The 13,392-nt window shown below is 74.1% G+C and carries 11 protein-coding genes and 1 pseudogene; 10 read left to right on the forward strand and 2 right to left on the reverse strand.

Features of this window, described 5'->3' with window-relative positions:
- Nucleotides 1-21: 21 nt before the first annotated feature.
- The 8 genes and pseudogenes from ACFY2K_RS08820 to ACFY2K_RS08855 form a co-directional block, all read left to right on the forward strand.
- Nucleotides 22-303 (forward strand): annotated as a pseudogene (locus tag ACFY2K_RS08820) (DUF6457 domain-containing protein); the annotation flags it as partial.
- The gene (locus tag ACFY2K_RS08825; RefSeq protein WP_387710386.1) at nucleotides 300-1,508 is read left to right on the forward strand and encodes a molybdopterin molybdotransferase MoeA; all 1,209 of its coding nucleotides are present in this window, start codon (nucleotides 300-302) and stop codon (nucleotides 1,506-1,508) included. The pseudogene ACFY2K_RS08820 and the gene ACFY2K_RS08825, both read left to right, overlap by 4 nt.
- Nucleotides 1,505-2,563 (forward strand): potassium channel family protein, encoded by a 1,059-nt coding sequence (locus ACFY2K_RS08830; protein ID WP_380523782.1) that lies wholly within the window; start codon nucleotides 1,505-1,507, stop codon nucleotides 2,561-2,563. The genes ACFY2K_RS08825 and ACFY2K_RS08830 overlap by 4 nt, the downstream gene beginning before the upstream one ends.
- 36 nt (nucleotides 2,564-2,599) lie before the next feature.
- Nucleotides 2,600-3,577, forward strand: a complete 978-nt coding sequence (locus ACFY2K_RS08835) for an NAD(P)H-quinone oxidoreductase (protein WP_380523784.1) — start codon at nucleotides 2,600-2,602, stop codon at nucleotides 3,575-3,577.
- 139 nt (nucleotides 3,578-3,716) lie between these two features.
- On the forward strand, nucleotides 3,717-4,505 hold the full coding sequence (locus ACFY2K_RS08840; protein WP_387710388.1) for a hypothetical protein: 789 nt from the start codon (nucleotides 3,717-3,719) through the stop codon (nucleotides 4,503-4,505).
- Between the two features lie 283 nt (nucleotides 4,506-4,788).
- Nucleotides 4,789-5,403, forward strand: a complete 615-nt coding sequence (locus tag ACFY2K_RS08845) for a bacterial proteasome activator family protein (RefSeq protein ID WP_375882844.1) — start codon at nucleotides 4,789-4,791, stop codon at nucleotides 5,401-5,403.
- Nucleotides 5,404-5,738: 335 nt separating this feature from the next.
- Nucleotides 5,739-7,169, forward strand: coding sequence for a protein kinase (locus tag ACFY2K_RS08850; protein WP_380587550.1), 1,431 nt, complete (start codon nucleotides 5,739-5,741; stop codon nucleotides 7,167-7,169).
- Between the two features lie 266 nt (nucleotides 7,170-7,435).
- On the forward strand, nucleotides 7,436-8,995 hold the full coding sequence (locus tag ACFY2K_RS08855; RefSeq protein ID WP_375882930.1) for a protein kinase: 1,560 nt from the start codon (nucleotides 7,436-7,438) through the stop codon (nucleotides 8,993-8,995).
- 4 nt (nucleotides 8,996-8,999) lie between these two features.
- Here ACFY2K_RS08855 and ACFY2K_RS08860 read toward each other — a convergent pair whose 3' ends face one another.
- Nucleotides 9,000-10,103 carry a phosphotransferase enzyme family protein gene (locus ACFY2K_RS08860; protein ID WP_375882838.1) on the reverse strand — a complete coding sequence of 368 codons (1,104 nt, stop codon included), beginning with the start codon at nucleotides 10,101-10,103 and terminating at the stop codon, nucleotides 9,000-9,002.
- 64 nt (nucleotides 10,104-10,167) lie between these two features.
- Complete coding sequence (locus ACFY2K_RS08865) at nucleotides 10,168-10,827, reverse strand: response regulator transcription factor (RefSeq protein WP_350506572.1); 660 nt, start codon at nucleotides 10,825-10,827, stop codon at nucleotides 10,168-10,170.
- A gap of 426 nt (nucleotides 10,828-11,253) precedes the next feature.
- On the opposite strand from ACFY2K_RS08865, the gene pdhA reads away from it, so the two are divergent.
- Together pdhA and ACFY2K_RS08875 are read left to right on the forward strand one after the other, a co-directional pair.
- Nucleotides 11,254-12,408 carry a pyruvate dehydrogenase (acetyl-transferring) E1 component subunit alpha gene (gene pdhA / locus ACFY2K_RS08870; protein ID WP_375882834.1) on the forward strand — a complete coding sequence of 385 codons (1,155 nt, stop codon included), beginning with the start codon at nucleotides 11,254-11,256 and terminating at the stop codon, nucleotides 12,406-12,408.
- On the forward strand, nucleotides 12,408-13,379 hold the full coding sequence (locus ACFY2K_RS08875) for an alpha-ketoacid dehydrogenase subunit beta (RefSeq protein ID WP_375882831.1): 972 nt from the start codon (nucleotides 12,408-12,410) through the stop codon (nucleotides 13,377-13,379). The genes pdhA and ACFY2K_RS08875 overlap by 1 nt, the downstream gene beginning before the upstream one ends.
- Nucleotides 13,380-13,392: the final 13 nt, after the last annotated feature.

Here is a 13,392-nt window from a genome sequence, read left to right on the forward strand (position 1 = left end):
AACACCTCGGGGAAACCGCCGATCGGGCAGCATGGGCGCATGGAGCGCACGCTGGAAGACTGGATCGCCGAGGTCAAGGCCGACCTGGGCATCGACCTGGACGTGGACGTCCGGGGACTGCTCGACCTGGCCCGGGTGGTCGCGCACGGGGTGGCCCGGCCCGCCGCGCCGCTGACCGCCTTCCTGATCGGCTACGCGGCCGCGCAGCAGGGCGGCGGGGCGGAGGCCGTGGCCGAGGCGTCCCGGCGGACCGCGGCGCTCGCCGAGCGGTGGAGTCCGGCCGACGGCCCGGGGGAGCCGTGAGCGAGGTCGGACGGACCACCGTGACCGTTCCCGCCACCGGCCCCGGCGTGCTGAGCTGGTCGCGCGCCCGGGAGGCCGCGCGCCGGGCCGGGCTGCGGCCGCTGCCGGTGATCGGGCTGCCGCTGGCCGAGGCGCTCGGGCACGTCCTCGCCGAACCGCTCGGCGCGCTCACCGACCTGCCCGCCTTCGACACCTCCGCGATGGACGGCTGGGCGGTCGCCGGGCCGGGGCCCTGGAAGGTCACCGGCCGGGTGCTGGCCGGCCGCGCCGAGGTGGCGCCGCTGGCCGACGGCGGCGCCGTCGAGATCGCCACCGGTGCCCAACTGCCGCCCGGCGCCACCGCCGTACTGCGCCGCGAACACGGCCGGGCGGACGGCGCGCTGCTGCGCGACACCGGCCCCCAGCAGCTGACCACCGGCCAGGACGTCCGCCCGCGCGGCCAGGAGTGCCGCCGGGGCGAGGAGTTGCTGCCCGCGGGGACGGTGGTCGGGCCGGCCGTGCTCGGCCTGGCCGCCGCCTGCGGCCACGACCGGCTCGCCGTGCGCCGTCGGCCGGCGGTCCAACTGCTGGTGCTCGGCGACGAGTTGCTCGACACCGGGATCCCCGGACCCGGGCTGGTCCGGGACGCGCTCGGCCCGCTGCTGCCGCCCTGGCTGCGGGCGGCCGGCGCCGACGTGACCGAAGTCCGCTGCGTCCAGGACGACTTCGGGCTGCTGCGGGACGCCCTGCGGCACTCCACCGCCGACGTCGTGGTCACCACCGGCGGGACGGCCGCCGGTCCGGTGGACTTCCTGCACCGGGCGCTCGCCGAGGCCGGCGCCCGACTGCTGGTGGACGGCGTGGCCGTCCGCCCCGGACACCCCATGCTGCTGGCCGAACTCAGCGGCGGGCGCCACCTGGTGGGCCTGCCGGGCAACCCGCTCGCCGCCGTCGCCGGCATGGTCACCCTGGCCCTGCCGCTGCTGCACGCCCGCGGTGGCCGGGCACCCGGCGCGCCCGCGCTCGCCCCGGCGGCCGTCCTGCTGCCCGGGCACCCGGTGGACACCCGGCTGCAACCGGTGCGGCGCACCGCCGAGGGCGTGGTGCCGCTCGCCTTCGACGGGCCCGCGATGCTGCGCGGCCTCGCCCGGGCCGAGGCCCTGGCCGTCGTCCCGCCCGGCGGGGCGGCCGCGGGGGAGACCGTCGAACTGGTGGAGGCACCATGAGCAGGTTGCGACGCATCTCGGCGCCGGGGACGGAGCCGTGGGCGGACGCCGGGATCGTGCTGCCCGCGCGCCGCACCGCGCCCGCCGTCCGGCAGGTCGGCTCACGGCTGCTGGTCGCGCTGGCCGTGCTGGTCGCCACCTCGGTGATCGTCTACCTCGACCGGGCCGGCTACCACGACAACGCGGGCGGCGAACTCAGCTTCCTGGACGCGGCGTACTACGCCACCGTGACGCTCTCCACCACCGGCTACGGCGACATCACCCCGTACAGCGACGGCGCGCGGCTCACCAACATCTTCGTGATCACCCCGCTGCGCGTGGTGTTCCTGATCATCCTGGTCGGCACCACGCTGGAGGTGCTCACCGAACGGACCCGCCTGCAATGGCGGTTGAACCGCTGGAGGTCCACCGTGCGCGAGCACACCGTCGTCATCGGCTTCGGGACGAAGGGGCGCAGCGCCGTCGACACCCTGCTCGGGCAGGGGGTGAAGGCGGAGGAGATCGTCGTCGTCGACCCGCAGCGCAAGGTGATCGAGCACGCCTCGCAGCACGGCCTGGTCGGGGTGGTCGGCGACGCGACCCGGACCGACACCCTGGTGCGGGCCGCCGTCCCCGCCGCGGCCCGGATCGTGGTCGCCCCGGAACGGGACGACACCGCGGTGCTGATCACCCTGACGGCACGGCAGCTGAACAAGGGCGCCACCGTGGTCGCGGCCGTCCGGGAGGACGAGAACGCACCCCTGCTGCGGCAGAGCGGCGCCGACGTCGTGGTCACCAGCTCCAGTTCGGCCGGGCGGCTGCTCGGGCTGTCGATGCTCAGCCCGCACGCCGGGGCGGTGATGGAGGACCTGCTGACGTACGGGAACGGGCTGGACGTGGTCGAGCGTCCGGTCACCCGGGCCGAGGCGGGCCACAGTCCGCGCGCGTGCGAGGAACTGGTGGTCGCGGTGGTCCGGGGCCGGCGGGTGCTCAACTACACCGAGCCGGAGGCCGCCGTGCTGCAGCTCACCGACCGGGTGATCGTCATCAAGTCGGCCGCGCAGGGCGGGGCCTGAGCCCCGGAGCGCCGTGCGCCGCAGTAGGTTCGGGGCATGCATGCGATGACGATTCCCGTACCCGGCGGCCCCGAGGCACTGGTGTGGGCCGAGGTCCCCGACCCGGTGCCCGGCGAGGGCGAGGTCCTGGTCGAGGTGGCGGCCACCGCCGTCAACCGCGCCGACCTGCTCCAGCGGCAGGGCTTCTACAACCCGCCGCCCGGCGCCTCCCCCTACCCCGGACTGGAGTGCGCCGGGCGGATCGTCGCGCTCGGCCCGGGCGTGGCCGGCTGGGCCGTCGGCGACGAGGTGTGCGCGCTGCTGGCCGGCGGCGGCTACGCCCAGCGGGTCGCGGTGCCGAGCGGGCAGCTGCTGCCGCTGCCGAAGGGGCTGAGCCCGGAGCAGGCCGCCGCCCTGCCGGAGGTGGCCTGCACCGTTTGGTCCAACGTCTTCCTCACCGCGCACCTGCGGCCGGGCGAGACGGTGCTGCTGCACGGCGGCGCGAGCGGGATCGGGACGATGGCGATCCAGCTGGCCAAGGCGGTCGGCGCCCGGGTCGCGGTGACGGCCGGCAGCGCGGCGAAGCTGGCCCGGTGCACCGAGCTGGGCGCGGACATCGCGATCGACTACCGGGAGCAGGACTTCGTCGAGGTGCTCCGGGAGGCCACCGACGGGGCCGGGGCGGACGTGGTCCTGGACATCATGGGGGCCAAGTACCTGCAGCGGAACGTGGAGGCGCTGGCCGTCAACGGGCGGCTGGTGATCATCGGGCTGCAGGGCGGGGTGAAGGGCGAACTCGACCTCAACGCGCTGCTGCGCAAGCGGGCGGCGGTGATCGCCACCAACCTGCGCGGGCGGCCGCTGGCCGAGAAGGCGGCGATCGTGGCGGCGGTGCGGGAGCACGTGTGGCCGCTGGTGGAGTCCGGGGTGGTGAAGCCGGTGGTGGACCGGGTGCTGCCGCTGACGGAGGTCGGCGAGGCGCACCGGGTGCTGGAGGCGGGGGAGCAGGTCGGGAAGGTCGTGCTGACGGTCTGAGCGCTGGGCCCGGTCCGGGGCGGGGGTACCGCCGCGTGTCCGAAATGCCGCGATTGTCGGACTGTGTGAGGCTGGTGCGGAGCTGTCCCGCCGCCGAACCCGCCTCCGGGCGCGGTCGGCCGTCGGAAGGACTCCGACCGTGGCCGCACCCCCGCACACCGCCCTCGGGCCGTTGCCCGCCGCGCTCCACCACCGCCCCGACCGCCGTGCCCGGCGGCTGGTCGCGGCGGCCGTGCTGGGGCTGACGCTCCCGCTGGCCGCCGCGACCGCCGCGGTGGCGCTCCCCGCGCCGGGTGCCTCGGCGCCGGGGCACGCGCGGGCGGACGCTCCGGTGCCGGCCGGCGGGGAGCAGCGGGCGGACCGGTCCGATCCGGCAGCGCAGCCCGACAGGGTGGACACGGCGGACGGGACGGACACGGCGGACGGGACGGATACGGCGGACGGGACGGACGGCGCGGACCAGGCCTGGTTCGCGCCGAAGGCCGCACCGCCGCAGTACGGGGTGCCCGACCGGTCGCGCCCGGACCTCGCCGAGCTCAGGGCGCACCGCCACCACCCGGCCGCCGCCCTGGAACGGCCCGACCAGGCCGTCGAGCAGGCTCCGGACCAGGCCCCCGAGCAGGCCCCCGAGCAGGCCGTCGAGCAGGCCGTCGAGCAGCTGCCCGAGCAGCCGCCCGAGCAGGCCCCGGACCAGGGCGCCCAGGCCGACCGGCCGGACCCGGCCGCGGACACCCCGGACGCCCAGGACCCCGCCGCCGACCAGGACACCGTCACGACGGCCGCCCAGCCGGTGGCGGCCACGGCGGTCACCGGGGTCCTCCCCGCCCGCTGGCAGGACCCCTCCACCCTCCAGCTGCCGCTGGGCGTGGGCCTGGGGCTGATCGGCTGCGGCCTGGGGCTGGTGGGCCTGCGGCTGCGGAAGGGCTGAGCGGGCGGGCCGGTGGCGTGGAGGTTCGGTGCGGGTTCCCGGGGGACACGGCCGCGGCGAGGGGTGGGTTTCGCGGGGTGGTCGGGGAGGTGCTGTGTGCGACCGGAGTGGCGCGGGGGACGGCGCACGCGCGGGCGCGGACGGTCGGGTCGGGGCGGGAACTGAGTATCCGTACGGATTCCCGGGCGGGCCGCGGGGGCGTACCGTCGTCACGGTTGGCGCAGGACGGCGGGACGCACGGGGGCTTCCGCCCGACCAACCCCAGTGAGAGAGAATGTTGTTCATGACGAATCCGATGAACGAGCGCTCGTCGCAGGAGCCCTTCCGGGCCGCCGGCGGGCAGTCGCAGGACGGCCAGAAGGTGCTGATCGTCGGACCGGACGGGCTGCCCGTGGGCCAGGGGTTCGCCGCGGTACCGATCGGGGGGGACGAGGACGCGGACATGCCGCGCGAGCTCCCGGTGACCGAGATGGTCGAGCAGCCCGCCAAGGTCATGCGCATCGGCAGCATGATCAAGCAGTTGCTGGAGGAGGTCCGGGCGGCGCCCCTCGACGAGGCCAGCCGGGTCCGGTTGAAGGACATCCACGCCAGCTCGATCAAGGAGCTGGAGCTCGGGCTGGCCCCGGAGCTGGTCGCCGAGCTGGAGCGGCTCTCGCTGCCGTTCACCGACGACACCATCCCGACCGAGGCCGAGCTGCGGATCGCCCAGGCCCAGCTGGTGGGCTGGCTGGAGGGCCTGTTCCACGGCATCCAGACCGCCCTGTTCGCGCAGCAGATGGCCGCGCGGGCGCAGCTGGAGCAGATGCGGCGCGCGCTGCCGCCCGGTCTGCACGGCGGCGAGCCGGACGAGGAGGACCCGGGTCAGGGCCGCGGGATCCGCTCCGGCCCGTACCTGTAGGCCCGTACCTCCAGGCCCGTAGCCGTGGGCCCGCCGGGCTCGTAGCCGTGGGCCCGCCGGGCCCGGACCCGCCCGCCGGACCCGCCCCGGGGCCGGACGTACCGCGACGATCCGCCCCGGACCGGCGTGCGGGGAGCGGGCGCCGACGGTCCGGGGGCGGGACCGGCCCTGGGCCGATCACCGTCGGCGGGAGCCGATACCCTGACCCCTGTCGCAGGCCGGTGGAGCCGCCGCGACAGGGGTTCGCCGGGCCAGTGGGCCGGGCCACCACGCACGGACGAGACCGAACGTCACGGTTGCGGCAGGACCACCGCGCCGAGGGGGAGCAGGGGACCATGAGCGAGCACGGCAACGCGGCGGCCGGGGGCTTCTCCCTGGGCAACGGCCGCTATGTGCTGCAGCGGCTGCTGGGCGAGGGCGGCATGGCCTCCGTGCACCTCGCGTACGACAGCGTGCTGGACCGGCAGGTCGCGTTGAAGAGCATGCACAGCGAGCTGGGCCGGGACGACTCGTTCAAGGAGCGGTTCCGCCGTGAGGCCCAGGCGGTGGCCCGGCTGGAGCACCCGAACATCGTCACGGTCTACGACAGCGGCGAGGACGTGGCCCCGGACGGCTCCAGCACGCCGTACATCGTCATGCAGCTGATCGACGGCAAGGGCCTGCGCGAGGCGATCAACGAGGCGGTCGCCCAGTACGGCGCGATGCCGGCCGACGAGGCCCTGAAGGTCATCGTCGGCGTGCTGAACGCGCTGGAGGCCTCGCACGACATGGGCCTGGTGCACCGCGACATCAAGCCCGGCAACGTCATGTTCGACCGCAAGGGCAACGTCAAGGTCATGGACTTCGGCATCGCCCGGGCGCTGGAGTCCGGCGTCACGTCGATGACCCAGACCGGCATGGTGGTCGGCACCCCGCAGTACCTGTCGCCCGAGCAGGCCCTCGGCAAGCCGGTGGACGCCCGCTCCGACCTGTACTCGGTCGGCGTGATGCTCTTCGAGATGCTCACCGGCCAGCTGGTCTTCGACGGCGACTCGGCCTTCTCGATCGCCTACAAGCACGTCCAGGAGGAGCCGCCGGCGGCCTCCAGCCTCAACCGGTCGGTCGTCCCGGTGGTGGACGCCTTCGTGGCGCAGGCGCTGCGCAAGGACCCGGCCCACCGGTTCCAGAGCGCGGCCGCGATGCGGGACGAGGCGGAGCGGCTGATCGCCGAGTTGAAGGGCGGCGGCGCCGGGCACGCGCTGCAGGCCAGCTCCCCGCTGGTGATCAAGGAGGGGCCGCGCTCGGTGCACGCCACTCCGCAGGCGCCGCAGACCCCGCACCCGCAGTACCTCCAGCAGGGCGGGCCGCAGGCCCAGCCGCAGCAGCCGCCGCAGTACCGGACGCCGCCGCCGGCCTACCAGACGCCGCACCCGCAGTACCTCCAGCAGGGCGGGCCGCAGGCCCAGCCGCAGTACCGGACCCCGCCGCCCGCGTACCAGACCCCGGGCCCGCAGGCCCCGCACACGCCGCAGCCCTTCCAGCGGCCGATGCACACCCCGGGCCCGCAGCCGATGCCGCCGTACCAGCAGCCGAAGCCCAGCGGCGGCGGCTGCTCCACGGCCTTCGTGGTGATCGCGATCATCGTCGGCGTGCTGGTGCTGGCCGGCATCATCATCGCGATCGTGGTCAACAAGGCGCAGAACACCACCAACGGCAAGTTCCACTCCGAGCGCCCGGCCGCGGTCGTGGTGGTGGACCCGCAGGCCGACCGGGGCGGTCTGCTCTGACGGATTTCCGCCCCTCCGCGCGTGTCACGGGTGCGCGCCGGAAGCGGTAGCGTTCGGGGATACGTAAGCGACAGGGCACCGCGAATCCGAGCGAACGCCCGGGGCGAGGAGCGATGGCACAGACGCAGCAGCCGGACGACGAGACGGGTGCCCGAGCGAACGGCCGGACCGGCGGCACGCCGGGGATCCCCGGGCCGGGCAGCGAATCCGCGACCTCCGCGCTGCCGCCGTTCGGCGGTTCGCAGACACCGGGCCGCGGGGTGCCGATGGGCACGGTCGGCGACGGCCGCTACCGGCTGACCCACCGGCTCGGCCGCGGCGGCATGGCCGAGGTCTTCGCCGCCGAGGACGTGCGGCTGGGCCGCACCGTCGCGGTCAAGCTGCTGCGCGGCGAGCTGGCGCAGGACGACATCGCCCGGGTGCGCTTCACCCGCGAGGCGCACGCCGTCGCGGCGCTCAACCACCACTCGATCGTCGCGGTCTACGACACCGGCGAGGAGTACGTCGGGGACGAGTCCACGCCGTACATCGTGATGGAGCTGGTCGAGGGCCGGACCGTCCGCGAGCTGCTGGCGGACGAGGAGGCGCCGCCGGTCGACCAGGCGCTGATCATCATCGCCGGGGTGCTGGAGGCGCTGGCCTACAGCCACCGCAACGGCATCGTGCACCGCGACATCAAGCCCGCCAACGTGATCATCACCAACGCCGGCGCGGTCAAGGTGATGGACTTCGGCATCGCCCGGGCGCTGACCGGCGGGGCCACCACGATGACCCAGACCGGCATGGTCATGGGCACCCCGCAGTACCTGTCGCCCGAGCAGGCGCTCGGCAAGCCGGTCGACCACCGCTCCGACCTGTACGCGGCCGGCTGCATGCTCTTCGAACTGCTCACGCTGCGCCCGCCGTTCACCGGCGACACCCCGCTCTCGGTGGTCTACCAGCACGTCCAGGACCCGCCGATGCCGCCCTCGCAGGCCAACGGCCGGGTGCCGGTCGGCCTGGACCCGCTGGTGCTGCGCTCGCTCGCCAAGAACCCGGACGACCGCTTCCAGGACGCCGACGAGTTCCGCGCCCACCTGCAGCACGCGCTGCGCGAGATGCACGGCGCGGGCGGGGCCGGCTGGGTCGGCGCGGGCACCGGGCTGCCCGGGGACACCGGGGCCACCCAGGTGCTCCGGCCGGACCAGGCGGCCGCCACCCAGGCCTTCGGCGCGGTCGGCGCCGGCGACCAGACCTCGGTGATGCCGTACTCCACGGGCGGCCCGCACACCCCCTCCCCGTACCAGGGCGGCGGCTCGTACGGCGGCGGTGGCGGCGAGGACGACCACGGTGACCACGGCGGCCGGCGGCGCGGGCCCTGGGGCTGGCTGGCCGGCGGGATCGCCGTGCTGGTCGCGGCCGGGGCCGGGATCGCCTTCGCGCTCAGCGGCACCGACGTGAAGACGCCCGTCGTGCCCAGCACGCCCGAGCCGGCGGTCAGCACCGTCGAGTCGACCACGCCGACCCAGAGCGGCCAGCTGACCCCGCCGCCGTCGACCTCCGGCAGCCGGCGGCCGCAGCAGCCGAGCGACCCCGGGACGTACGGCGGCAGCGGTGGCGGGGGCGGCACCAACATGTCGCCGTCGCCGACGGGGAAGCACACCCCGACCCCGACGCCGACGGCCACCCACACGCCGAGCGCCTCCGCGACGGCGACGGGCGGGGCGAGCGCCTCGGCGTCGGTGCCGCCCGGCGGCGACGGGGGCAGCACTGGCAGCTCGAAGCCGCTGCCGTCGCAGACCCCGGTCAAGCCGCCGGTGACACCGCCGGTCGGCGGCGGCAACTGACGGATCAGTTGGCGAAGGCGTCCAGGACCTGCTCGTACTCCTGGCACCACCACGCCAACTGGCCCGCCGAGGCGGGGTAGAGCGGGTCGGCCCGGTGGTCGGCCCGCTGGTAGCGCCACTGCAGCATCCAGAAGTCGTTCAGCCGCTCCCACCAGACCCGGTGGACGGCGGCGGCCAGGTGCTCGGCGGTGGCGGCACCGGAGGCCCGGTAGGCCTGGGAGTAGCGGCGGACCCGGACCAGGTCGAGGGCGCCGCTGGTGCGGTCGTTGAAGAGCAGGGTGGCGGCCCGGACGGCCTCCTCGGCGCGCGGCTGCGGGCCGAGCTTGTCCCAGTCGAGCACCGCGGTGACCCGCTCGCCGCCGTCCGGGCCCGCGGTGTGGATCAGGTTGAGGCCGTGGAAGTCGCCGTGGGTCCAGCCGGTGGGCGGGGCGGCGAGCGGGTCGGGCCGTCGCTGGGCGTGCTCGGCGAGCAGTTCCAGCCTTTCGTCGAGCCGTCGGACGACGAGGGCGTCCAGGTCGCCGTTCGGGCGGTGCGCGCGGGCGCGGCGCCGCAGGTCGCGGGCGAGTTCGGCGCTGTCGAGGGGGTCGGCGCTGCGGTAGCCGTCGGGCTGGTCGAGGGGGGCGCAGACGTCGTCGAGTGCGCCGTGCAGTCGGCCGAGCAGCGCGCCGAGGGCGTCGCACTGCGGTGGTTCGAGCTCAGTACCGTGCCGGTGTCGGCCATCGGTCCAGGGGAACAGGGCGAACAGGCGGCCGTTCAGGCCGGCCACCGTCGCGCCGCGGTCGGAGCAGTTCAGCGGGGGTGCCACCGGCAGGCCGAGGGCGTGCAGGTCGGTCATGGCGCGGTGGTGGGCGAGGATCTTCGGGCGGTTGGCGGTGGCGGCGTCGACGTAGCACTTCAGGAAGTACGCGCCGGCCTCGGTGGTGACCCGGTAACCGCGGTTGAGCAGGCCTTCCGCGACCGGTTCGGCGGTGAGCAGCCGCCCCACCCGGAACCGGGCCAGGACCTCGGCGAGTGCGCTGCGCGGTACCGGTGGGCTGAGGGTCCCTATCGGCGGTGCGGAGAGGTCGGGGCGGGCCGGGGCGCAGGCGAGGGTCTGGCTGAAAGTCACGTGCAGAGGTTATGGCCCCCTGGTGGGGGCCCTTGACAAACCGTCACATGTGTGAAGGACCGTATCAGTACTGATGATCGGCCTGGTGCCGCGCCACGTACGCCGCCGCCTGGGTGCGTCGCTCCATGCCCATCTTGGCGAGCAGACTGGAGACGTAGTTCTTCACCGTCTTCTCGGCGAGGTGCAACTCGTTGCCGATCTGACGATTGGTCATCCCCTCGCCGATCAGATCGAGGATCCGCCGCTCCTGCTTGGTGAGTTGGGCCAGCCGCTCGTCCTCCTTCTCGCCGCCGTCGCGCAGTCGGGCGAGCACCCGGCTGGTGGCGACCGGGTCGAGCAGGGAGCGGCCGGCCGCGACGTCCCGGACGGCGGTGATCAGGTCGGTGCCGCGGATCGCCTTCAGGACGTAGCCGGAGGCGCCGGCCATGATCGAGTCGAACAGCGCCTCGTCGTCGGAGAACGAGGTCAGCATCAGGCACTTGATCTCGGGCAGCCGGGAGCGGATCTCGCGGCAGACCTCGACCCCGTTGCCGTCCGGCAGCCGGACGTCGAGCACCGCGACGTCGGGGTGGACCGCGGGGATCCGGGTGAGCGCCTCGGCGGCGGTGCCGGCCTCGCCGACGATCTCGATGTCGTCCTCGACCGACAGCAGGTCGTGCACGCCCCGTCGGACGACCTCGTGGTCGTCGAGCAGGAACACCCTGATTTGTCCGTTATCAGTCACGCCCAAAGCCTCCCATACCACCGTACAAAAGGCCTATCGTCCCCAGTGCCGTAAAGGCGGGATCCAGCCACACCCGACCGAAACCGATACCGAGAACCCCCTTACGTACGGGCTTCCGCCCGGATAACGTGCGCTGGTGTCCTGAAGGCGCTCGAATTGAGAGCTGCGTCACGCCGACCGTCACCCCCACCCTTCCGACGGCGAGCCGGGCGCGGCACCCTCGGGGTCGTAGGCCCTGAACAAGTAGGACGTCCTAGCGCAAGCGCGCCAAGGGCGGACGCTGGGTAACGTTCTCGTGAGGGACGCCGTCGGAACAGGATCACCACCTGCCACGCAGTAGGTGCGCACACCCACGCGCGCCCCGCGAGGCGGTGACCGGACCGGTCACCGGCGACCCCGGGCGGCCGGACAGACCGAGGAGTGAACGTGACCGTCAAAAGCACGGCGAGGACCCGCAAGAAGGCGGCCCCCGCTGTTCCTGACACCCTCCGCGCCACGGGAACGGACGTCCAGCCGGAGCTCGTCCAACTGCTCACGCCGGAAGGCGAGCGGGTCGAGCACCCGGACTACCCCCTCACCACCACTCCCGAGGAGCTGCGCTCCCTCTACCGCGACCTGGTGCTGGTGCGCCGGTTCGACGGCGAGGCGACCTCGCTCCAGCGCCAGGGCGAGCTGGGCCTGTGGGCCTCGCTGCTCGGCCAGGAGGCGGCCCAGGTCGGTTCCGGCCGGGCCATGCGCACCGGCGACTACGCCTTCCCGACCTACCGCGAGCACGGCGTCGCCTGGTGCCGCGACGTGGACCCGCTGAACCTGCTCGGCATGTTCCGCGGCGTGAACCACGGCGGCTGGGACCCGAACGAGAAGAACTTCCACCTCTACACCATCGTGATCGGCGCGCAGGCCCTGCACGCCACCGGCTACGCGATGGGCATCACCAAGGACGGCACCGACGACGCGGTGATCGCGTACTTCGGCGACGGCGCGTCCAGCCAGGGCGACGTCAACGAGGCCTTCACCTTCGCCTCGGTCTACAACTCGCCGGTGGTGTTCTTCTGCCAGAACAACCAGTGGGCGATCTCCGAGCCCACCACCACCCAGACCAGGATCCCGCTGTACCGCCGTGCCTCCGGCTTCGGCTTCCCCGGCGTCCGGGTCGACGGCAACGACGTGCTGGCCTGCCTCGCGGTCACCCGCTGGGCGCTCGACCACGCCCGCAGCGGCAACGGCCCGGTGCTGATCGAGGCCTTCACCTACCGGATGGGCGCGCACACCACCTCCGACGACCCCACCCGCTACCGGGCCACCGAGGAGACCGAGGCCTGGAAGGCCAAGGACCCGATCCTGCGGCTGCGCACCCTCCTGGAGAAGGAGGGCCTGGCGGACGAGGAGTTCTTCGCCTCCGTCGACGCCGAGAGCGAGCAGCTGGGGCTGCGGGTGCGTGAGGGCGTGCGCAGCATGCCGGACCCGGACCCGACGCTGATCTTCGACCACGTGTACAGCGAGCCGCACGCGCTGGTCGACCAGGAACGGGCCGAATTCGTCGAGTACGCGGCCTCCTTCGAGGCGGGGGAGAACCACTGATGGCCGGTCAGAGCATCGCCAAGGCGCTCAACGACGCGCTGCGCAAGTCGCTGGAGAACGACCCGAAGACCGTCCTGATGGGCGAGGACATCGGCAAGCTCGGTGGCGTCTTCCGGATCACCGACGGCCTGCAGAAGGACTTCGGCGAGGACCGGGTGATCGACACCCCGCTGGCCGAGTCCGGCATCATGGGCACCGCGATCGGCCTCGCGCTGCGCGGCTACCGCCCGGTCGTGGAGATCCAGTTCGACGGTTTCGTCTACCCGGCCTTCGACCAGATCGTCTCCCAGCTGGCGAAGATGCACGCCCGCGCGCTCGGGCACGTCAAGATGCCGGTCACCGTCCGCATCCCCTACGCGGGTGGTATCGGCGCGGTCGAGCACCACAGCGAGTCGCACGAGGCGTACTTCGCGCACACCGCCGGTCTGCGGGTGGTCACGCCGTCCAACGCGCACGACGCGCACTGGATGCTGCGGCAGGCCATCGAGTCCGACGACCCGGTCATCTTCCTGGAGCCCAAGCGGCGTTACTGGGACAAGGGCGAGGTCGGCGCCGCCGCCGACCTGGGGCTGCACGAGGCCCGGATCGTCCGCCCCGGCACCGACCTGACGCTGATCGCGTACGGCCCGATGGTCAAGGTCTGCCAGGAGGCCGCCGCGGCCGCCGAGGAGGACGGCCGCCGGCTGGAGGTCGTCGACCTGCGCTCGCTCTCCCCGGTGGACTTCGCCGCGCTGGAGGAGTCGGTCAAGCGCACCGGGCGGGCCGTCGTGGTGCACGAGGCCCCGGTATTCCTGGGCATGGGCGCCGAGTTGGCCGCCCGGCTCACCGAGCGGTGCTTCTACCACCTGGAGGCACCGGTCCTGCGGGTCGGCGGCTACTTCGCGCCGTACCCGCCGTCCCGCGTCGAGGAGGCCTTCCTCCCCGACCTGGACCGCGTGCTCGACGCCGTCGACCGCGCGCTCGCGTACTGATACCGGGGAGCGA

The organism is Kitasatospora sp. NPDC001309, from assembly GCF_042896295.1.
Taxonomy (GTDB): domain Bacteria; phylum Actinomycetota; class Actinomycetes; order Streptomycetales; family Streptomycetaceae; genus Kitasatospora.

What these genes read in the sequence shown, in the direction of transcription:
- ACFY2K_RS08830 (WP_380523782.1), top strand. Translation starts at nt 1,505, where the DNA reads ATGAGCAGGTTGCGACGCATCTCGGCGCCGGGGACGGAGCCGTGGGCG.
- ACFY2K_RS08835 (WP_380523784.1), top strand. Translation starts at nt 2,600, where the DNA reads ATGCATGCGATGACGATTCCCGTACCCGGCGGCCCCGAGGCACTGGTG.
- ACFY2K_RS08845 (WP_375882844.1), top strand. Translation starts at nt 4,789, where the DNA reads ATGACGAATCCGATGAACGAGCGCTCGTCGCAGGAGCCCTTCCGGGCC.
- ACFY2K_RS08850 (WP_380587550.1), top strand. Translation starts at nt 5,739, where the DNA reads ATGAGCGAGCACGGCAACGCGGCGGCCGGGGGCTTCTCCCTGGGCAAC.
- ACFY2K_RS08855 (WP_375882930.1), top strand. Translation starts at nt 7,436, where the DNA reads ATGGGCACGGTCGGCGACGGCCGCTACCGGCTGACCCACCGGCTCGGC.
- ACFY2K_RS08875 (WP_375882831.1), top strand. Translation starts at nt 12,408, where the DNA reads ATGGCCGGTCAGAGCATCGCCAAGGCGCTCAACGACGCGCTGCGCAAG.